Raw genomic sequence first — 20,079 nt, 5'->3', positions numbered from 1 at the left:
GATTTAGTCTTTTTTTACAGATTTTAGCTCTAGAAGGTTAGTTGCGTTAATACCTAAGCCATCGACGTTTTTTCTAGTGAATCTTACCACTTCATCATAAAACAACGGAACTATTGGTGCAGAATCCATAATTAAAGAATCCATTTTTGTATAAAGTGCTTTTCGTTTTTCTGTGTCAGTTTCGAGATAGGCAGCTTCATACATTTTATCAAATTGAGCATTTTTATAATGCGTGTAATTTGGTCCGTTTGGAGCAAAATTCTTACTATAATATAAAGAAAGATAATTTTCAGCATCAGGATAATCAGCAATCCAACTTGCTCTAAAAAAGTCCACTTGGCCATTCGCTTTAGCATCTTTAAGACTTGATGGAGGTATAACATCGACATTCACTAATAATCCTGTTTTTTGAAGTTCTCGTTGAATAAATTCACAAAAACTTAAATAATTACTTGTAGTTGTAAGTGTGATTTCAGGATTCTTGCTTCCTGTTTCATCTTTATATTCTGAAACTAATTGTTTTGCTAATTCAGGTTGGTAAGTAAATCCGATGTTTTCATCATAACCAGGCAGTCCTTTTGGTATAAAGCCACCATTTGCTGGAATTCCGATGCCATTTCTTAAATACATCATCATTTTATCGCGATCAAAACCGACATTAACAGCTTTCCTTAATTTTTTAGACTGAATGGTGTTAACTACTGCTTCCATAAAAAAGCCTAAATATTCGGTGTTTAAATAGGGGCCTCTAATCATTTTTACATCCTTAGCATAATTAGGTCTTAGCTTGCCATCAGTTGTTAGAATTTCATCTTTATAAGAACCATCTAATCCTGAAACAAAATCAATATTTCCTTGAGCAAATTGTAAAAATTCACTTTGCTTATCTGGTAAAAAAGTAATGGCTACGGCTTCTAGATAAGGTAATTGTTGACCAATTGAATCTGTTTCAAAATAATGATTGTTTCGTCTAAAAACTAATTTTAAATTTTCTTCCCAGCGTTTAAATTTAAAAGGTCCAGTGCCAATGGGGTGAGATCTAAAGTCGTTACCATAATGTTCAACAATTTCTTTAGGGACAACAGAACAATATTTCATGGTTAATAAACCTAAAAATGCAGGAAAAGGTTGTTTCAATTTAATTTGAAATACAGAATCATTGATCGCAGAGAAATCTTCTACTTTGTTTAAAACCCAACTTCCTGGTGAAGCTATGGCTTTATCTTTTAATCTGTTGAAGCTATATTCAAAATCTGAAGCATTAACCTGTCTTGTAGAATCTTTTCCGAATAATTCATGTTTATGAAAAAACACATCATTTCTAAGATTAAAAGTATAAACCGTTGCACTATCTGAAATTGAACATGTTTTAGAAATAGAGGGTTGCACATTTAATTGGTCGTCCATTTGTACCAATCCGTTAAATAACTGATTGGTAGCCCAAATATCTGCTAAATCTTTAGAAAACGCAGGATCTAAAGAACCTATGTTTTTATGTTCGTTGTATCTGAATACTTCAGTCGTTAATTGTGGGTTTTCATTTGAACGACATGAGAAAACGAATAAAAATAGAGAACAGTAAAGTAGACTGTTGAATAAGGAGGGTGTGAATTTTAGCATATAACTTATATGTTGTAAATTTGCCAACTTGGTAAAAGTACAAGAATGAATCCAACTAAAAAAGTCGCATTTTACACACTAGGTTGTAAACTTAATTTTTCTGAAACGTCAACAATAGCGAGAAGCTTTAGTGAGGAGGGGTTTGATCGTGTAGATTTTAAAGAATCAGCAGATATATATGTTATAAATACTTGCTCGGTTACCGAAAATGCAGACAAGAGATTTAAGTCCATTGTAAAACAAGCTCAGAAGGTAAATCCGGATGCTTTTGTTGCAGCAATTGGTTGTTATGCTCAATTGAAACCTGAAGAATTAGCAGATGTAAATGGCGTAGATTTAGTTTTAGGAGCTACTGAAAAATTCAAAATTACAGATTACCTTAATGATTTAACTAAAAATGATTTTGGTGAAGTACATTCTTGCGAAATAGAAGATGCTGACTTTTATGTTGGTAGTTATTCTATTGGAGATAGAACTAGAGCATTTTTAAAGGTTCAAGACGGTTGCGATTATAAATGTACTTACTGCACTATTCCTTTAGCAAGGGGTATTTCTCGTAGTGATACTATGACGAGTGTACTTAAAAATGCTAAAGAAATATCAGAACAAGGTATTAAAGAAATTGTACTTACAGGTGTTAATATTGGTGATTACGGTAAAGGTGAATTTGGGAATAAAAAACACGAACATACATTTTTAGACTTAGTTACAGAACTAGATAAAGTTGAAGGTATTGAGCGTTTAAGAATTTCTTCAATTGAACCTAATTTACTTAAGAATGAAACTATTGATTTAGTTTCGAAATCGAGAGCATTTGTACCTCATTTTCATGTGCCATTACAGAGTGGGAGTAACGTTATTCTTAAAAAGATGAAGCGTCGCTATATGAAAGAATTATATGTAGATCGTGTCACTAAAATTAAGGAAGTAATGCCAGACGCTTGTATTGGTGTTGATGTTATTGTTGGTTTTCCTGGAGAAACTAATGAGATCTTTTTAGAGACGTACAATTTTTTAAACGATTTAGATATTTCTTATTTACATGTGTTTATGTATTCGGAGCGAGATAATACGGAAGCAGCTGAAATGGGTGACGTTATACCTAAAAATGTTAGAGCCAAACGTAGTAAAATGCTGAGAGGTTTATCTGCTAAGAAGCGTCGTGCATTTTATGAAAGTCAGCTAGAAACTGATCGTACTGTTTTATTTGAAGGTGAAAATAAAGAAGGATACATCCATGGATTTACAGAAAACTATGTAAAAGTTAAAGCGCCTTGGAATCCAGAGTTGGTAAACACACTTCACAGTGTAACTCTTACTAAGATTGATGAGGATGGTCTTGTTCGATTTAATTTTCAAGAAGATTTAGTTGCTAACTAACTGTCTTTTATTTTTTTCTTCTTAAAGTTTTTAATAATAAGTTATTTCGTTCTACCTTTGAAATCAAGTAAATTCTTACAATGAAAAATATTATTAACGCTTTTTTTATTCTTTGTTTAGCAGTTGCTACAAGTTCTTGTACGGAAAGTGATAAATCTAAAGTGATAGGTGTTTGGAAATTAAAAACCCGAACAACCGATATTCCTTTTGATGTTAATAATGACGGTTCATTTAGCACTAATCTAGTTGATGAAATTGACTGTAACGAAATAGAAACTTTAACTTTTGAGGGGAACGGAACGGTTTTTTCAGGGAACGAAGCTTCAGTAAAACTAAAGTATTTTAAGACAGCAGATTCTAATACTTATGGTCTTAATGTTGAATGTAATAAAGATGGAGTTATTAGTTTTGCTTCTAGTTATAATGAGATTGATGAGAACACTATTCAGGTTTCAGGTAAAGATTATGTGATTAGTAATAATGAAATGACTGTTATTTTTGAAGGTGCTGTAAAAATTTATAATGAAGATTTTTCTGAAATTATAGAAACGAGAGATTTAACTCTTGTTTATACAAAATAAAAATGTGCTTAGTTATTGAGCAAAAAAAATCCGAAACAACTAAGTTTCGGATTTTTTTATGATATTTAATTCTTCCTTCTTATATACGAATTCCTACTGGTAGCATTCGTTTATATTTTCTGTTTCGTCTTACGTATTTTGCGATTTCAGGGCTTGTTGGTACAACACTTATATCCCTTTCCTTAATATTACTAAAAACTAAATCTATAAACTCTAATTCAAATTCATCTGTTCTAATAGTCTCAGGAATAATCATTTTGGTTAAAAATATTTTTCGCTCTTGCAAAGAATATTCTATAATAGCCATCTCATTTTCAACGTTTAATTCAAATTGACGTAAAAAATCATTATCAATCAGTTCAATAGTTTCTGTCATATTTGTTTAATTTTTTAATTAGCAGTTGGAGAGTAGATACTATATTTTATATAGTTTTGTATCTCAAAGATACGCAAAATTGAGCTATAATCCTAAATGACTAGTGTTAAAACCTTGCTGAGTAATGATTTATAGTGGTGTGTTTAGATTTCTTTAACAAAACGATTGTCTAAAGCTAAAACAAATGAAAATAGAACTTACACATGTTTATTTAATGCCAGGTATGGCTGCTAACCCTACTATATTTGAGCATATTAAGTTACCTGAATCTATATATGAAATTCATTGGTTAGAATGGCAAATTCCTGATAAAAAAGAGACACTTCAACAATATGCGCACCGTATGTGTAGTTTTATAAAGCATGATAATATAGTTTTGCTAGGGGTATCATTTGGTGGGATTTTGGTCCAAGAGATGAGTAAGTTAATTAAAGTTAAGAAGTTATTTGTGGTTTCTAGCGTAAAATCTCATCACGAATTACCTAGGCGATTTAAACTACTTAAGGCAACCAAAGCTTATAAAATTTTACCAACTCAATTGGTTAGTAATATAGATTTGTTGGCTAAATATGCTTTTGGTGAGACTGTAAAAAAACGTGTAGATTTATATAAAAAATATCTTTCTGTAAGTGATAAGACTTATTTGGATTGGTCAATAAAACAAGTGGTGTGCTGGGAACAAGAAGAACCACATTCTGAAGCTATTTATATCCACGGAGATAAAGACGTTATTTTTCCACATTCATGCACGGGGAATTGTATTGTTTTAAAAGGAGGAACACATATTATGATCATTAATAAGTATAAATGGTTTAACGAAAATTTACCAAAACTTATAGAGTCTTGAATTGAAGAATGATTGAAGAATGAGTATATTTATAAAAAAGAGTTTAAATAGGAAATTATTAAATAAGCAGTTTTAAAGTGTTTTTAGTTAAAGTATTAGTGAATATCTTATAAACTGTAGTAGTTAAAAAATGAAACGTATGAAAATCATAAAAAATAGTTTAGCATTAGTAGGAGTCGTTTGTGTATCTGGCTTATTTATTTTTGCAATGCAAAAAACACCAGAAAAAGAAAATGCTTTATCTGATTATGTGTTGGGTAAAGATGATCCTATTGTAAATAATTATAATGTGTATGCCTTAGAAATGCCTGAAGACTTAAATTTTGCAGGTGAATTAGTGCCGATTAATGATCCCGATATTTATGAACGTATGGATAGAGAATTATTGGTAAATACCTATTGGCAATCTAACGGCTTATTAATGTTTAAGCGTGCTAAAAAATATTTTCCAATTATAGAACCAATTTTGAAGAAAAATGGAATACCAGATGATTTTAAATATTTAGCTGTAATTGAAAGTGGATTAATTCAGACAGCAATATCACCAGCAGGTGCTAGTGGTATGTGGCAAATTATGGCAGCTACAGGAAGAGAGAATGGCTTAGAAGTGAATTCTAACGTAGATGAACGTTATAATATAGAAAAAGCAACAGAAGTGGCTTGTGATTATTTAAAGAGAGCTAAAAATAATTTAGGATCTTGGACAAAAGCAGCAGCTGCATATAATGCAGGTAACGCAGGTGTTTCTAGACGATTAAAAGAGCAAGATGTTACAGGTTATTACGATTTGTTATTAGGTGAAGAAACTGGACGTTATGTGTTTAGAATTGTAGCTTTAAAAGAAATTCTTTCTAATCCTGATAAATATGGGTTTAACTTTAATAAATCACATTTGTACAAAGAAGTGCCAACTTACAAAGTAAAAGTAGATACGGCGGTAACAGACTTTGCTCAGTTTGCTAAACAATTTGGTATCAACTATAAAATTCTAAAACTTCATAACCCTTGGTTAAGAGAACCATTTTTAAATAATAAATCAAGAAAACTTTATGAAATAGAAATTCCTAAAGAAGGCTATTATAATACACTTCCTTAAATTTTGGAATTTATAAAAAATCATATTTGGCAAATTTTAATTGTATTCAATTATACACTTGCATTATCTGCAGTGGCAACAATTTTGCTAAAAAAAATAAACCCAACAAAGGCATTAAGCTACATCATCGGATTGTTAGCACTACCTTTTTTGGGTTTAATTGTATACTATCTTTTCGGACAAGAATACCGAAAAACTAAAATATTCAGTAGAAAGAATGTTTTAAACCAGACGATTATAAAAAAGATTCAAGAGCAATTAGAATTAAATACCAAATCAATTAATAAGGTTGATGATTTACTCGATCAAAAATCAAAATTAATACCTTTATTGTATAATAGTGAAAAATCAAAACTCACGATTAATAATGAAGTAAAGCTTATAAAAAATGGTGACGATAAGTTTAAATTACTATTCAAAGATATCAAAGAGGCAAAACATCATATTCATTTAGAGTATTTTGCAATAGAAGATGACCAAATAGGTACAGAGTTATTAAATCTATTATGTGAAAAAGCAAGTGAAGGCTTAGAGATTAGAATTGTTATTGATGATGTAGGGAGTTCTATTTCATCTAAAATGAAGCGGAAAATAAAAGATTGTGGTATTCAAATGCATTCTTTTATGCCTGTCTTGTTTTCTAAATTTACAGGTCAGATGAACTATCGTGATCATCGCAAAATCACGGTTATTGATGGAAAAATAGGGTATGTTGGAGGGATAAATGTTTCAGATCACTATGTAAATGCTAATAACGATAGGTATTGGCGTGATACACATATTCGTTTGGCAGGTGAAGCCGTAAAACCGTTACAAATTTTATTTTTTACAACATGGGATTTTGTTTCAGATAATGCATTAGAAATGTCTAAATCTTATTTTCCTGATCATAACTGTAAAGAAAATGTACCATTACAAATAGCTGCAAGTGGCCCAGATACGGATTGGTCTAATATTATGGAATCTATTTTTATAGCCATTACAAATGCAGAAGATTATGTTTATATCACCACACCATATTTTATTCCTAATAGTGAGATTCTTACAGCGCTGCAAGTTATAGCGAGAAGTAATATTGAAGTGAAAATTATAGTTCCTAAAAAGTCTGATTCTTGGATTGCAGAATACGCAACCAATTCTTATTTAGAAATGCTTTTAGCAGCAGGTGTAGAGGTGTATCATTATACAAAAGGATTTGTGCATGCAAAAACGATGGTTGTAGATGGAGTTTTTAGTACAGTTGGTACTACTAATATGGATTATAGAAGTTTCAATATTAATTTTGAAGTCAATGCTTTGATTTATGATAAAAAAATAAGTAGCGAACTGACTGAGTTTTTCAATGAAGATCTAAAAGATTGTGAAAAACTTGAATGGCAATCGTGGAAAAAACGGCCTAAACGCACAAAAATTATTGAAGCTATAGCGCGTTTAATGGCACCTTTACTATAATTGAGATTCTATTTTATATTATAATAATGAGTTAAAATTTAAATCAGGTTTAATTAAATTAATATATTTGCCGACTTAAAATAAATTATCAAGAATCTCAAAAGGAGATAGCAACCTGCATTAACAAGCAAGGTGCTAAAAAGATAAGCCAATACTTTGGAAAAAATGTTAATCTAATTTTTCTTTCTTATTTGCTTTCTGTCTTCTTTTTAAGAAATAAAAGAATGAATAAATTAAAACAAATAGCACCAAACTTTACAGCATTAATTCCATTATTAGTTTTTGTAATTACCTTTTTAGGAATAGGTATTTATAAAGATGATTTTTATCTATTGCCAGCACCAATTGCTGTTATTGTTGGTATTGTCGTTGCATTTCTAATCTTTAAGCAATCTATTAACGAAAAGATAGAAATACTTTTAAAAGGCTGTGGGGACAATAAAATACTAACCATGTGTTTAATTTATTTGTTAGCAGGTGCTTTTGCGGCAATTACCAAATCTACAGGAAGTGTAGATGCGATAGTTAATCTGGGTATGGACTATATTGCTATTCAATATATTTATTTAGGAATTTTTTTAATAGCAGCATTTTTATCTATCTCAACAGGGACTTCCGTTGGTGCTATTGTAACGCTTGCACCAATTGTAGTTGGCTTTTCAGGACAAGGCGATATTTCTTTAGCAGTGCTTTGTGGTGCTTTATTGGGAGGATCTATGTTTGGAGATAATTTATCTGTAATATCCGATACAACTATAGCAGCTACGCAGTCTTTAGATTGTAAAATGAGTGATAAATTTAAAGAAAATATAAAAATAGCACTTCCAGCGGCATTAATAACTTTAGTTATTTTAACAGTACAAGGTTTAGATTTAAGTTCTAGTATTTTAGATGATGTTGATTACGATTATTCAGTAATAAAAATCGTTCCTTATATATTAGTTATTCTGCTATCTGTAATAGGTGTAAATGTGTTTGTAACTCTATTTTTCGGAATTATTTCAGCGGGTATTTTGGGTGTTTTCGATGGTGATTTTACAGTCATGGAGTCCACAAGAATTGCATATACAGGTTTTACAAATATGACAGAAATTTTCTTACTATCTCTGTTAACAGGTGGCTTAGCTGCTTTGGTAGAAAGAAATGGAGGTATAGACTATATTTTAAATAAAATAAAAGTTCTTATTAAAAGTAAAAGATCTGCTCAATTTGGTATTGCCGCTTTGGTGAGTACTATAAATATGGCTATTGCAAACAATACAGTATCTATAATTATATCGGGGCCTATTGCAAAAACAATAAATGATGAGTATGGATTAACAAATAGAAAAACAGCCTCAATATTAGATGTTTTTGCTTGTATTATTCAAGGTATATTACCTTACGGAGCTCAAGTTTTAATGATTCTGAGCTTTTCTGAAGGTCGGATAGATTATGTAGATTTAATTCAAAACACGTGGTATTTGCTTATATTGTTTGTAACAACAATTTTATTAATAAGCTTTGAACCTTTGTTTACTAAGAAGATAAAGAAGTAAAAGAATTATCTCTTACTTCTTCTATTTTGTCTAGATGATGTTGGTTGTCCGTACTGATGCTTTGGTATTGAAGCTTTTTTCATTTGTTGCTTCATCATTTTAATTTGATCAGCTAACATATCGCGTTTATCTAATTTTTCTGCTTCAGCCAATAACTTTTGAGCCTCTGGTTTTTTGCGTTTTGAAAAAGCAATTCCGGCTAAGTTTAATTTTGCCATGGCTAAATCATGATCCATTGATAAACCTAAATCAATAGCTTTTTTAAAATAACCTTCTGCTTCATTCATATTGGTTTGAGAAACCATAATACCATTCAGATAGTTTAAATAGCCTTGTTGTTTCTTAACTAGTGCTCCTTCAGGATTTTTGATTTTGTCTAACCACTTCTTAGAACCTTCAAAATCTTGTTTTCTAAGCTTTAAGAAAGCTAACAAAATCATTTCATTTTTAAAGTAAAGAAAAATAAATATAGTAGACAGTAATAGGTACATAATACCGTTACCTATGTAACCTTCAGTAAATTGATATATACCATAACCGATGATTAATGCGGCGATGGCTAATTTTATATTTTTATTAAACATATTTCTGTGTATTTTTACAGTGTGCAAAGATAATAAAAACTAAGAGTTAAAAATCTATTCAAAATTTTTCTTTTGCTATTTGCTAATGTAAAAAGTTGTTGTATATTTGCACGCAGTTTTGAGATAGCTCTCAAATATAAAATGATTATAAGATTTAAAATATAAGAACATGCCAAAAAGAACGTTTCAACCGTCAAAAAGAAAAAGAAGAAACAAACATGGTTTCAGAGAGAGAATGGCTTCTGTTAACGGAAGAAAAGTTTTAGCACGTAGAAGAGCTAAAGGCAGAAAGAGGATCTCTGTATCTTCAGAAACAAGACATAAAAAATAATGATTAACAATTGTTAATATATTAGGGCGTTACTTAGGTGTAACGCCTTTTTTTATACTCAAGAGATACTTATTTTTGCACACCATAACATTTTTTACACATGCCGAAAAACAAAAACATTAAATCGATATTACTTATAGGATCTGGTCCAATCGTTATAGGCCAAGCTTGTGAATTTGATTATTCAGGATCTCAAGCACTTAGATCGCTAAGAGAAGATGGAATTGAAACAATTCTTATCAATTCTAATCCAGCAACAATAATGACAGATCCGACGATGGCGGATCATGTTTATCTGTTGCCATTAACAACAAAATCCTTAATTCAGATTTTAAAAGAACATCCGCATATAGATGCTGTTTTACCTACAATGGGAGGACAAACAGCTCTTAACCTTTGTATTGAAGCTGATGAAAAAGGAATTTGGGAAGATTTTGATGTAGATATTATAGGTGTAGATATCGATGCTATAAATATTACTGAAGATAGAGAAAAATTTAGAGAATTAATGCTAAAAATTGGTGTCGGTATGGCGCCTCAAGCTACGGCAACATCTTACCTTAAAGGAAAAGAAATTGCACAAGAGTTTGGTTTTCCTTTGGTTATTAGAGCTTCTTATACTTTAGGAGGTGAAGGTGCTTCTTTTGTACATAAAGAAGAGGATTTTGATAAATTATTAACGCGTGGATTAGAAGTATCTCCAATTCATGAAGTTATGATTGATAAAGCTTTAATTGGCTGGAAAGAATACGAATTAGAGCTACTTAGAGATAAAAATGATAATGTTGTAATTATCTGTACTATCGAGAATATGGATCCAATGGGAATCCATACTGGTGATTCTATTACTGTAGCACCAGCAATGACTTTATCTGATAAAACGTACCAAAAAATGCGTGATATGGCAATCCATATGATGCGTAGTATTGGTGATTTTGCAGGTGGATGTAACGTTCAGTTTGCTGTAAGTCCTGATGATGAAGAGAATATAATAGCAATTGAAATTAATCCTCGTGTATCACGTTCATCAGCATTAGCAAGTAAAGCAACAGGTTATCCTATTGCCAAAATTGCAGCAAAATTAGCTATTGGTTATAATTTAGATGAATTACATAACCAAATTACTAAATCGACTTCTGCCTTATTTGAACCAACGTTAGATTATGTTGTTGTTAAGATTCCACGTTGGAATTTCGATAAATTTGAAGGATCAGACAGAACTTTAGGTTTACAAATGAAAGCTGTAGGAGAGGTGATGGCTATTGGTCGTTCTTTCCAAGAAGCGCTACATAAAGCAACTCAATCTTTAGAAATTAAGAGAAATGGCTTAGGTGCAGATGGTAAAGGTTATACAGATTATGATACTGTAATCGAGAAATTAACTTTCGCAAGTTGGGATCGTGTTTTTGTAATTTACGACGCCATTGCTATGGGAATTCCTTTAAGTCGTATCCATGAAATCACTAAGATTGACATGTGGTATTTACGTCAGTATGAAGAATTATTTGAACTTCAAAAAGAGATATCTACTTATACTATTGATACTTTAGATCGCGAATTATTATTAGAAGCGAAACAAAAAGGTTATGGAGACAGACAAATTGCTCACATGTTGGGTTGTCTAGAAAGTGCTGTTTACAATAAACGTAGCGAGTTAAAAATAAATCGTGTATTTAAACTGGTAGATACATGTGCTGCAGAGTTTAAAGCACAGACACCATACTATTATTCAACATTCGAAAGTGAAGTAGAAACAGCTGATGGAGAAATTTACGTTCAAAACGAAAGTGTTGTTACCGATAAAAAGAAAATTATAGTTTTAGGATCTGGTCCAAACAGAATTGGTCAAGGTATTGAGTTTGATTACTGTTGTGTTCATGGTGTTTTAGCTGCTGCTGAATGTGGTTATGAAACAATCATGATTAACTGTAACCCAGAAACGGTTTCTACAGATTTTGATATTGCTGATAAATTATATTTTGAACCTGTATTCTGGGAACATATCTACGATATTATTCAACATGAAAAACCAGAAGGTGTCATTGTACAATTAGGTGGACAAACCGCATTGAAGCTTGCTGAAAAGTTAGAGAAATGGGGTGTTAAGATTATGGGAACTAGCTTTAAAGCTTTAGATTTAGCTGAAGATAGAGGTAGTTTTTCTAACATCTTAAAAGAACATAATATTCCATATCCTGAGTTTGCTGTTGCAGAAACTGCAGATGAAGCTTTAGCGATATCTGATGTTTTAGATTTCCCTATTTTAGTAAGACCTTCTTATGTACTTGGTGGGCAAGGGATGAAAATTGTTATTAATAAAAATGAATTAGAACAACATGTTGTTAATTTATTAAAATCTATACCAGGAAATAAATTGCTATTAGACCATTATTTAGATGGAGCTATTGAAGCCGAAGCAGATGCAATCTGTGATGGTGAAAATGTTTACATTATAGGGATTATGGAGCATATTGAGCCTTGTGGTGTACACTCTGGGGATAGTAATGCAACGTTGCCTCCTTTTAATTTAGGCGAATTTGTATTACAACAAATTAAAGATCATACTAAGACCATTGCTTTAGCATTAAATACCGTAGGCTTAATTAATGTACAATTTGCTGTAAAAGATGATATTGTTTATATTATTGAAGCTAACCCAAGAGCGTCTCGTACGGTACCTTTTATTGCGAAAGCTTATAAAGAACCTTATGTAAATTATGCAACTAAGGTAATGTTAGGAGAGAAAAAGGTAACTGATTTTGATTTTAATCCTCAATTAGAAGGTTATGCGATTAAGCAACCCGTATTTTCATTTAATAAATTCCCTAATGTAAATAAACAATTAGGACCTGAAATGAAAAGTACAGGTGAAAGTATCTTATTTATAGATAGTTTAAAGGATGATCAGTTTTATGATTTATATGCAAGAAGAAAAATGTATTTGAGTAAATAATGGCACGGTTTTCGATTAAGTGTAATTGTTATTTATTAATAATTATTAACTTAGCCTATTAATGCCCTACTTATATGAAACAAAAATTACTCATTTTACTATTCTTTATATCTGCATATTCTTTTGCTCAGGTATCACCAACTCAAATTGAAGAGTTTACGATATCTCCTAACCCAGCAAATAGTACTCTTAATATTACATTGCCAAATACAGATGGCGATTTAAAATTAGAGGTTTTTGATGTCTTAGGAAAGCGAGTTTATAAAGGTGTGATTACAAAATTAGAGTGGTCAGTAAATGTCTCTAATTGGAAGAAAGGAGTTTATTTAGTTAGACTCTCTGATGACAAAACGACACAAACCAAAAGGTTTATAAAACAATAAACAGATTTTTTATATAAAAAAAAGCCATTTCATTGAAATGGCTTTTTTTATTTTAAATTTCTATTTTAACTCTATAGTCTTTTAAGAGTTCTAAATATTGATCAACGTTTTTATAGATTTCACTTAGATAGGCGTCCTTTTTTACGTCATCTTCACGTCGTTTTATCGCTCTAATAAAACGTTTTGCTTCAATTTTAGAACTTATAACAAGCCCAGGAACAGATTCTGTTTTTCCACCTTCATTAACAGCAACCATAGTGAAATAAGAAGAATTACAATGTTTTATATTTCCTGTTCTAATGTTTTCAGCTTCAACTCTAATCCCAACAACCATTGACGATTTACCAACATAATTAATAGAAGCTTTCATAGTTACCAATTCTCCAACTTCAATAGGTCTTAAGAAGTTTACTTTATCTACAGAAGCAGTTACACAATAACTTCTTGAATGCTTAGATGCACATGCAAAGGCAATTTGATCCATTAAACTTAAGATGTAACCTCCATGAATTTTACCACCAAAATTAGTGTTAGAAGGTAACATGAGTTCTGAAATTTCAATTTTTGATTCTTTTATTGATTTAAACATATATTTTTAAATTTAAGTAAAGTAGGCTTACAAGTATAGCGATTCCAAAACTTATAAGTGTACCAATTAAAATGTATTCCGTTAGTTTTCGTTCTCCAGAAGCGGTAAGATCACCAAATCTAAAAACAGATTTTGCTGTGATTAAAAAACCAACAGCTTCCCAATGATCAGTCGCAATAAATATAAAGACTAACAAGCGCTCTAATATACCAATGTAGGTTCCGGCATCTTTTAAAGATTCTTTGTCTTTTGTAATTTTAGTAATGTTCCATTTAGAAAATATAATTTTCATTATTATAGAAGTCGGTGTCGTTAAAAAAGCAGCACAAATGACCAATAATAGAAAATGAGAACTAAAAGAAAAGGTAAATGGTAAATCTCCTTCAGAGAATAAGATTGTTAAACCTATAATAGAAACGATATGTAAAAGTTGATCTATAAAAAAGTATAAACGTTTTGTTTTTTTATGTTGAAGTAAAAGCTTAGCTCCGTCAATAATGAGATGTAAAGCACCAATACTTAATATTAATAAGGTGTAACTTAAATCCCATACAATTATAAACATCAAGGCGATATGAATACTAGCATGGACATACAGCCAAACTGATTTTAGTTTTTTTCTCTCTTTTGCTTTAACCCATTTATCAGGTTGCATAAAAAAATCACCAATAAGATGCGCTAAGGTCAATTTTAAAATTAATAACATCATAGTTGGCTAATTTTTTGTCTGTATAAACGGTCTAAATCTAATATTTCGTCTAAATAGGCGCGCTTTTGACGCTTACTTACAGCATCTTGGTTAATACCAATAATTTTAGCTAATTCCACTTGAATCATGTTAGGATGTTCTAAACTGAGTTTTACAATTTCGGCAGAATTAACCGTCCAATTATCCATAGCAATAAGCGCTAGCCTAAAATAAAGATTAATTTCTTTATTTAAGATGTTGTCTTTCGTTTTTATTTTAAGGTTTTGTTTGTTTTTTTTTAAAGTTTCAAAAGTTTCACCAGAATAGATAAAGGCTTCACCGTTAGACTCGCTAACAGAATCTCCTTGATAATCTTTTGTGCCAATACCAATAGACATACGTACATCTAAATTTTTAACAGATTTTAGACATGCTTTTATATAAACGGCGTTTCTAAAGCTATCTTCAATAGTTGTACATTCTAATTGAAAGCTGTCTCCTCTATAGATATCGTAAAAATTAGTATCTGTAGTTATTTGAGCTAAAGCAGACTTTAGAGGTGTAAGCCAAAGCTCTTCGTTTGTGGCTTGACGCGATTTTATAATATCTCCAGTAATAATACTCGTCATAATTAAACTATTAATATATCAAATATATTCCTTATTTATGGAATAAACAAGTATATTCCTTTTTAAGGGCATAATTTTAATTATTCTGTTTTAAAGGCATAATATAGATTATGCTTAATTATAGGCATATTTTATAAATCGTCTTCTGAAGCACGTTTTATAATACTTTCAGGAAGTGCTTTTTTAGCTTTAGCACCCATTTTTTTTATTTTTTCAACTCTGGTAATCAAGTTGCCTTTACCATCAACAAGTTTGTTCATCGCAGAAGAATAATCACTTTTAGCAGCATCTATCTTTTTACCAACACTCGTTAAATCGATGACTAAACCTTCAAATTTATCATACAAAGCTCCTGCTTGTTTTGCTATTTCAATGGCATTTTGTTGTTGTTTTTCGTTATTCCACATAGAATCAACAGTACGTAATGTTGCTAAAAGGGTAGAAGGGGTGACAATAACAATGTTCTGCTCAAACGCTTTATTATAAAGAGAATTATCTTCATTTATAGCTACAGCAAAAGCAGGTTCAATAGGAATAAACATCAGTACAAAGTCTGGTGATTCAATATCATATAGATCTTGGTAATTCTTAGCTGACAGTTGGTCTACATGTTTCTTTATAGAATTCACATGTGCTTTTAAAAATAGCGGACGTTCCTCATCTTCTGCGTTAACAAATTGTTCGTATGCCGTTAGTGAAACTTTAGAATCAATAATCATTTTTTTAGAATCCGGAAGGTGTAACACCACATCTGGTAGTACACGAGAACCATCTTCGCGCTGAAAATTTTGCTGTACAAAATACTCCCTATCTTTTTCTAATCCTGATTTTTCTAAAACGCGCTCTAATACCAATTCGCCCCAATTACCTTGTGTTTTACTATCGCCTTTTAAAGCTCTTGTAAGGTTGATGGCTTCTTTTGTCATTTGCTGATTCAGGTCTTTTAAACCTAAAAGTTGCTCTTTTAAAGCCGAATGCATACTGATACTTTCCTTTTGTGTATCATCTACTTTTTTCTCAAAGGTTTTTATTTTTTCTTCAAGCGGATTTAAAATACTTTTTATGTTTTCTTTATTCTGAAGTGTGAATTTTTCTGATTTCTCTTCTAAGATTTTTGAAGCCATTAATTCAAAATCTTTTCGAAGTTGTTCTTGTTGTGTTACAAACTCTTCATCACGTTTTTGATTTTGTTGTTTTAAGTTTTCGAACTCTGTATTCCGTCTTGAAAGCTCTGCATTCAAAAAATCTTTTTCTCTTCTAATTTCTTCACGTTCCGATTCTATTTTAGAACTGTTTTCTTTAGATGCCGCTAATTGTTGATTGAAATATTGAAGTTGTTTTTCGCTTTCTATTTCCGAAGCTTTTTTAACTTCATTGAGTTGTAGCTGAAGATTTGCATTGCGTTCTTCAAGTGTGCTTTTATCACTTTTACTTTTCAATTGCGCAAATTTAAGCCCGATGAAAGCACCAATACTTGCAGAAACAAGACTGGCTATAAAAAGAATGATGGTGTTGTTCATAATTGAAAAGGATATGAATCAAAGATAATTTTTAATGTTGAAAAATGAATAAGAAGAAAATGAAATAAATGTTGAATGTTAAAATTTTCAGTCTACTTCGTCACACGAAAGCTTCCTGTAATCTCATCAAAAACAATCAAGTCTTTAGGGAAAAGGGAATTAAAAATACCTTTAGAAATTAAATTACAAGGTTGATCGCAAACCACATGATCTTTTGTCATTACAATCATGGTGTCGCAAAGTTGAATCGCTAAGTCAATTTCGTGAGAAGAAAACAAAATTGTTTTCCCTGTTTCTTTAGTTAATTTTTGAAGCAGTTTTAAAATGTAAGCCTTATGATACATATCGAGATGCGACGTTGGTTCGTCTAAAACAATGACATCTGTATCTTGTGCTAAAGCGCGTGCAATCATTACTTTTTGTAATTGTCCATCACTAAGTTCGTAACACTTTTTGTCTTTCAGTTCTGAAATATTTACGAGCGTTAAAGCATTATTTATAATCGTTGTGTCTGACTCCGTGAGGTTTCCTATCCAATTGGTATAAGGATGACGACCTAAAGACACCAATTCGAAAACTGATAAGTTTTTAGACGTTAAAGGTTCAGTTAAAACAATGCTTAATTGTTTAGCGAGCTCTGAAATAGAGGTTGTTTTAAGTTCCTTATCTTTCAAATAAATAGAACCAGATAATTCAGGTTGTACTTTAATTAAGGTTCTTAATAAGGTTGATTTTCCGATGCCATTTGCACCAACCAAACCAATTAATTGTCCTTTTTGCAATTCAAAATTAATATTTGATGCAATTAAGGTTTCAGCCTTCTTGGTTTTGTACCCTATGGAAAGTTGATGCGCTTTAAGAATGCTATGTGATGTTTCCTTTTTCATTTTAAAACATCATTTTTCGTTGTTTAACTAATAGCCAAATTACAACAGGCGCACCAACTAAAGCGGTTATGGCATTAATTGGTAAGGTGTAGTCACTTCCAGGAACTTGTGCTATACTATCGCAAATTAACATTACAATAGCACCAAATAAAAATACAGCAGGTAATAATATTTTATGATTTGTTGTTTTAAAAAGCTGTCTTGTTAAATGCGGAATAGCCAAACCAATAAATGCAATTGGACCCGAGAAAGCCGTAATTGTTCCGGCAATTAAACTTGTTGCTAAAATGATAATAAGTCGACTTTGTTTTAAATTTAACCCTAAACTTTTTGCGTAATTATCACCTAATAATAAACTGTTTAGTCCTTTTATAGAGGCTATACTTAATAGCAGTCCAATAGCGTAAATGATAAAGAAAATTAAAAGTTCGTACCAAGATAAGTTACTTAAGCTTCCAAAGCCCCAAAAGACATATTGTTGTAATTGTTCTGCAGAACTGAAGTAAGATAAAACACTAACAACAGCAGAGGTAATGCTCCCAAACATTAAACCAATAATTAAAATAGCCATAGTATCTCTCACTTTGTTTGAAACCGCTAAAACGGCAAGTAACACTAAAAAACTACCTAAACTAGCAGCGATAACAATGCTCCATTTAGCAATAAGTGCTGTAGCAAATAAGCCACCAAAAAGCCCTGAACCTAAAATAACTATAGCAACACCTAAACTAGCACCAGAACTGATGCCTAGAACAAAAGGACCTGCTAAGGGGTTTCTAAACAATGTCTGCATTAATAATCCTGAAATTCCCAGACCTGAACCCACCATAATTGCAGTAAGTGCTTTAGGAAGTCTAAATTCCATAATAATAATTTGCCAAGTATCATTATCAGTTGTAGAGCATAAGCTTTTAAGAACTTCTGAAAATGGAATACTTATAGAGCCAAGACTTATGTTAAGTACAAAACAAAACAAAAGAATAACAGCTAAAATTATAAATTGATATGTGTAGTTGGTTTTCATTAATAAGTAGAGTTTTTAGATTTTTTTATCTTGAAACTCTCAACGTTTTTATTTTAATTTTTTGAAAAAATAAGGTGTGTAATCTTGTAACAATTCTGGGTGGCAAACTTTAATCAAATCTTTTAGAACTAAATCGGGTCTTGCGGTTCCTAATTCATAATATAATACACCACCAGTTGCTCCTGTAGTGTTAGAAAAGCTATAAATATTTTGGTTTTTGAAGGCTTCAAAATTAGTATATAAAGTGTTAGCTTCTTCAAGTTGTTTTAAACTTGTATAATAAGATGGGCTTAACCATAAATCAGCCATTTTTGCTTTATTTAATACGGCTTCAAAACTTAAAGCTAAACTACCATTACCTGTCGTGTTGCTCCATAAATAATTAACATTGGCATCTTTTAGAAATTGAGCTTCTGCACTAGAACCATTTGGCAGATACCATACATCTTTATATAGCGCACCACTAAAAACAGTAGGTTGAAAATCAACTTGTTTAGCGATTTCTTTAGCTTCTAAGTAGTCTTTTTCAATTTTATTAAAGATAGAATCGGCTTCTTTTTCTTTGTTAAATAGTGCCCCAAATAGTTTAATCCATTCTGCTTTTGCTAAAGCAGAAGACTCTACCCAATCTCCATTGTAAATAACAGGAATGCCTACTTTTTTAATCGTTTCAAAGGTTTTGTTTACTCCATCCACACCAAAACCAATTACAACTTCAGGGTTTAATTCTAATAAAACTTCGGTATTTATGCCTTCGTTTTTTCCTAGTTCTCTTACTTTGTTATCGCCTATTAATTTTCTAGTTTTCTCTGATGACACATAATTTGTACCTGGGAATCCCACTAATTTATCTTCAATATTTAGAAGTTCTAAAGCAGGAATATGTGTTGTAGATGTCACCACCATTTTTGTGATTGGGGTAATTATCACGCCATCATAATCATTTTTATTGTAAGTTGTTTTCGCAGCTTGTTCTTTAGTAAGTACCAAATACGTGTATTTTTTTTCAGCCTTTGGCCAGGGCTTTGTTATTTCTATAGTTTTTAGATTGTTAGATTGTGAGATTTTAAAACCTTCAGCATATTTTAGAGGAACCTCTGCTGATATTATGCTATCTAATGTGTTTGAATCGTTATTTTTAGTTTCATTTTTACATGCACTAACGATAAGTAGAAGAATGAAGAATTTAATAATTTTCATGTGTAACCTTTGTAACTAATGTTTATTTATTGAATCGGTAATTTTGTTAAAATTACAGTTATGAGAGACAATTCAAATTTAACACTATATATCATTTCAGGTGTAATCATAGCACATTTTTTAATTGGGTTTATTTATCTTATCTACAAAATGAATAAAAAAAAGTGAGTTCAATCAAGTTTTTGAGATTTTTAAAAGTCTATTTTTGCTAAGAATTAAATTTAAAGATTTTTCTAGCAACTATAAGTTTTTATGCTGAAAATTTTCAACAGTTATAGCTTGAGTTGTAATATGTTTTTTAAAAATATTTGAGATTACTTAGATTAGACAGAAAATAAAATGACTAATTATGAGTTCTTCAAAATAAGTTCAAAACACATAGATTTAAGGTTGAAATTAAA

At 31.0% G+C, this 20,079-nt stretch carries 19 protein-coding genes and 1 riboswitch; of the genes, 9 read left to right on the top strand and 10 right to left on the bottom strand.

Annotated elements, in window-relative coordinates:
- Positions 1 to 3: 3 nt before the first annotated feature.
- A complete protein-coding gene (locus HM985_RS11460) occupies positions 4 to 1,620 on the bottom strand; it encodes an ABC transporter substrate-binding protein (RefSeq protein WP_179376389.1) in 1,617 nt (538 codons plus the stop codon).
- 45 nt (positions 1,621 to 1,665) lie between these two features.
- Between HM985_RS11460 and mtaB the strand changes: the two genes are divergently transcribed.
- Positions 1,666 to 3,000, top strand: coding sequence for a tRNA (N(6)-L-threonylcarbamoyladenosine(37)-C(2))-methylthiotransferase MtaB (gene mtaB, locus HM985_RS11455; RefSeq protein ID WP_179376388.1), 1,335 nt, complete (start codon positions 1,666 to 1,668; stop codon positions 2,998 to 3,000).
- A gap of 80 nt (positions 3,001 to 3,080) precedes the next feature.
- Positions 3,081 to 3,581, top strand: a complete 501-nt coding sequence (locus tag HM985_RS11450; RefSeq protein ID WP_179376387.1) for a hypothetical protein — start codon at positions 3,081 to 3,083, stop codon at positions 3,579 to 3,581.
- Positions 3,582 to 3,660: 79 nt separating this feature from the next.
- Here HM985_RS11450 and HM985_RS11445 read toward each other — a convergent pair whose 3' ends face one another.
- Positions 3,661 to 3,957: an N-acetyltransferase gene (locus tag HM985_RS11445; RefSeq protein WP_179376386.1), complete on the bottom strand. Its 297-nt coding sequence runs from the start codon at positions 3,955 to 3,957 to the stop codon at positions 3,661 to 3,663.
- A 184-nt stretch (positions 3,958 to 4,141) separates the two neighbouring features.
- Here HM985_RS11445 and HM985_RS11440 point away from each other — a divergent pair, with 184 nt between their 5' ends.
- From HM985_RS11440 to HM985_RS11425, 4 genes are all read left to right on the top strand, one after another.
- Positions 4,142 to 4,804, top strand: a complete 663-nt coding sequence (locus tag HM985_RS11440; protein WP_179376385.1) for an alpha/beta hydrolase — start codon at positions 4,142 to 4,144, stop codon at positions 4,802 to 4,804.
- Between the two features lie 139 nt (positions 4,805 to 4,943).
- Positions 4,944 to 5,900, top strand: a complete 957-nt coding sequence (locus HM985_RS11435) for a lytic transglycosylase domain-containing protein (protein ID WP_179376384.1) — start codon at positions 4,944 to 4,946, stop codon at positions 5,898 to 5,900.
- Between the two features lie 3 nt (positions 5,901 to 5,903).
- The gene (cls, locus tag HM985_RS11430; protein WP_218843414.1) at positions 5,904 to 7,352 is read left to right on the top strand and encodes a cardiolipin synthase; all 1,449 of its coding nucleotides are present in this window, start codon (positions 5,904 to 5,906) and stop codon (positions 7,350 to 7,352) included.
- 80 nt (positions 7,353 to 7,432) lie between these two features.
- Positions 7,433 to 7,528: riboswitch (SAM-I-IV-variant riboswitch) on the top strand.
- A 48-nt stretch (positions 7,529 to 7,576) separates the two neighbouring features.
- Positions 7,577 to 8,890 carry a Na+/H+ antiporter NhaC family protein gene (locus HM985_RS11425; RefSeq protein ID WP_179376383.1) on the top strand — a complete coding sequence of 438 codons (1,314 nt, stop codon included), beginning with the start codon at positions 7,577 to 7,579 and terminating at the stop codon, positions 8,888 to 8,890.
- 5 nt (positions 8,891 to 8,895) lie between these two features.
- Here the strand turns inward: HM985_RS11425 and HM985_RS11420 are convergent, their stop codons facing one another.
- A complete protein-coding gene (locus tag HM985_RS11420) occupies positions 8,896 to 9,474 on the bottom strand; it encodes a tetratricopeptide repeat protein (RefSeq protein ID WP_179376382.1) in 579 nt (192 codons plus the stop codon).
- Positions 9,475 to 9,643: 169 nt separating this feature from the next.
- Between HM985_RS11420 and rpmH the strand changes: the two genes are divergently transcribed.
- The 3 genes from rpmH to HM985_RS11405 all read left to right on the top strand — a co-directional run bounded on the left by rpmH (position 9,644) and on the right by HM985_RS11405 (position 13,141).
- The gene (gene rpmH / locus HM985_RS11415; RefSeq protein WP_173586745.1) at positions 9,644 to 9,805 is read left to right on the top strand and encodes a 50S ribosomal protein L34; all 162 of its coding nucleotides are present in this window, start codon (positions 9,644 to 9,646) and stop codon (positions 9,803 to 9,805) included.
- A gap of 100 nt (positions 9,806 to 9,905) precedes the next feature.
- Complete coding sequence (gene carB, locus HM985_RS11410; protein WP_179376381.1) at positions 9,906 to 12,758, top strand: carbamoyl-phosphate synthase large subunit; 2,853 nt, start codon at positions 9,906 to 9,908, stop codon at positions 12,756 to 12,758.
- Positions 12,759 to 12,832: 74 nt separating this feature from the next.
- Entirely contained in the window at positions 12,833 to 13,141 is a 309-nt protein-coding gene (locus tag HM985_RS11405) for a T9SS type A sorting domain-containing protein (RefSeq protein WP_179376380.1), read from the top strand.
- 52 nt (positions 13,142 to 13,193) lie between these two features.
- Here the strand turns inward: HM985_RS11405 and HM985_RS11400 are convergent, their stop codons facing one another.
- The 7 genes from HM985_RS11400 to HM985_RS11370 all read right to left on the bottom strand — a co-directional run bounded on the left by HM985_RS11400 (position 13,194) and on the right by HM985_RS11370 (position 19,678).
- Positions 13,194 to 13,730 (bottom strand): acyl-CoA thioesterase, encoded by a 537-nt coding sequence (locus HM985_RS11400; RefSeq protein ID WP_179376379.1) that lies wholly within the window; start codon positions 13,728 to 13,730, stop codon positions 13,194 to 13,196.
- A complete protein-coding gene (locus HM985_RS11395; RefSeq protein ID WP_317167136.1) occupies positions 13,723 to 14,439 on the bottom strand; it encodes a DUF3307 domain-containing protein in 717 nt (238 codons plus the stop codon). The genes HM985_RS11400 and HM985_RS11395 overlap by 8 nt, the downstream gene beginning before the upstream one ends.
- Positions 14,436 to 15,047: a transcriptional regulator gene (locus tag HM985_RS11390; RefSeq protein WP_179376378.1), complete on the bottom strand. Its 612-nt coding sequence runs from the start codon at positions 15,045 to 15,047 to the stop codon at positions 14,436 to 14,438. The genes HM985_RS11395 and HM985_RS11390 overlap by 4 nt, the downstream gene beginning before the upstream one ends.
- A gap of 131 nt (positions 15,048 to 15,178) precedes the next feature.
- Positions 15,179 to 16,567, bottom strand: a complete 1,389-nt coding sequence (gene rmuC / locus HM985_RS11385) for a DNA recombination protein RmuC (RefSeq protein WP_179376377.1) — start codon at positions 16,565 to 16,567, stop codon at positions 15,179 to 15,181.
- Between the two features lie 92 nt (positions 16,568 to 16,659).
- Positions 16,660 to 17,454, bottom strand: coding sequence for an ABC transporter ATP-binding protein (locus tag HM985_RS11380; RefSeq protein WP_179376376.1), 795 nt, complete (start codon positions 17,452 to 17,454; stop codon positions 16,660 to 16,662).
- 1 nt (position 17,455) lies between these two features.
- Entirely contained in the window at positions 17,456 to 18,478 is a 1,023-nt protein-coding gene (locus HM985_RS11375) for a FecCD family ABC transporter permease (RefSeq protein WP_179376375.1), read from the bottom strand.
- A gap of 48 nt (positions 18,479 to 18,526) precedes the next feature.
- The gene (locus HM985_RS11370) at positions 18,527 to 19,678 is read right to left on the bottom strand and encodes an ABC transporter substrate-binding protein (protein WP_179376374.1); all 1,152 of its coding nucleotides are present in this window, start codon (positions 19,676 to 19,678) and stop codon (positions 18,527 to 18,529) included.
- Positions 19,679 to 20,079: the final 401 nt, after the last annotated feature.

Origin of the sequence: Winogradskyella wichelsiae (assembly GCF_013403925.1) — a bacterium.
Taxonomy (GTDB): domain Bacteria; phylum Bacteroidota; class Bacteroidia; order Flavobacteriales; family Flavobacteriaceae; genus Winogradskyella; species Winogradskyella wichelsiae.
Note: the sequence above shows the minus strand (reverse complement) of the source record. Positions and strands in the feature narration are given on the sequence as shown.

What these genes read in the sequence shown, in the direction of transcription:
- rpmH (WP_173586745.1), top strand. Translation starts at nt 9,644, where the DNA reads ATGCCAAAAAGAACGTTTCAACCGTCAAAAAGAAAAAGAAGAAACAAA.
- HM985_RS11440 (WP_179376385.1), top strand. Translation starts at nt 4,142, where the DNA reads ATGAAAATAGAACTTACACATGTTTATTTAATGCCAGGTATGGCTGCT.
- HM985_RS11420 (WP_179376382.1), bottom strand. Translation starts at nt 9,474, where the DNA reads ATGTTTAATAAAAATATAAAATTAGCCATCGCCGCATTAATCATCGGT.
- HM985_RS11405 (WP_179376380.1), top strand. Translation starts at nt 12,833, where the DNA reads ATGAAACAAAAATTACTCATTTTACTATTCTTTATATCTGCATATTCT.
- HM985_RS11445 (WP_179376386.1), bottom strand. Translation starts at nt 3,957, where the DNA reads ATGACAGAAACTATTGAACTGATTGATAATGATTTTTTACGTCAATTT.
- HM985_RS11425 (WP_179376383.1), top strand. Translation starts at nt 7,577, where the DNA reads ATGAATAAATTAAAACAAATAGCACCAAACTTTACAGCATTAATTCCA.
- HM985_RS11450 (WP_179376387.1), top strand. Translation starts at nt 3,081, where the DNA reads ATGAAAAATATTATTAACGCTTTTTTTATTCTTTGTTTAGCAGTTGCT.
- HM985_RS11375 (WP_179376375.1), bottom strand. Translation starts at nt 18,478, where the DNA reads ATGAAAACCAACTACACATATCAATTTATAATTTTAGCTGTTATTCTT.
- HM985_RS11460 (WP_179376389.1), bottom strand. Translation starts at nt 1,620, where the DNA reads ATGCTAAAATTCACACCCTCCTTATTCAACAGTCTACTTTACTGTTCT.
- HM985_RS11395 (WP_317167136.1), bottom strand. Translation starts at nt 14,439, where the DNA reads ATGATGTTATTAATTTTAAAATTGACCTTAGCGCATCTTATTGGTGAT.
- HM985_RS11370 (WP_179376374.1), bottom strand. Translation starts at nt 19,678, where the DNA reads ATGAAAATTATTAAATTCTTCATTCTTCTACTTATCGTTAGTGCATGT.
- HM985_RS11390 (WP_179376378.1), bottom strand. Translation starts at nt 15,047, where the DNA reads ATGACGAGTATTATTACTGGAGATATTATAAAATCGCGTCAAGCCACA.
- mtaB (WP_179376388.1), top strand. Translation starts at nt 1,666, where the DNA reads ATGAATCCAACTAAAAAAGTCGCATTTTACACACTAGGTTGTAAACTT.
- HM985_RS11380 (WP_179376376.1), bottom strand. Translation starts at nt 17,454, where the DNA reads ATGAAAAAGGAAACATCACATAGCATTCTTAAAGCGCATCAACTTTCC.
- HM985_RS11435 (WP_179376384.1), top strand. Translation starts at nt 4,944, where the DNA reads ATGAAAATCATAAAAAATAGTTTAGCATTAGTAGGAGTCGTTTGTGTA.
- carB (WP_179376381.1), top strand. Translation starts at nt 9,906, where the DNA reads ATGCCGAAAAACAAAAACATTAAATCGATATTACTTATAGGATCTGGT.
- rmuC (WP_179376377.1), bottom strand. Translation starts at nt 16,567, where the DNA reads ATGAACAACACCATCATTCTTTTTATAGCCAGTCTTGTTTCTGCAAGT.
- HM985_RS11400 (WP_179376379.1), bottom strand. Translation starts at nt 13,730, where the DNA reads ATGTTTAAATCAATAAAAGAATCAAAAATTGAAATTTCAGAACTCATG.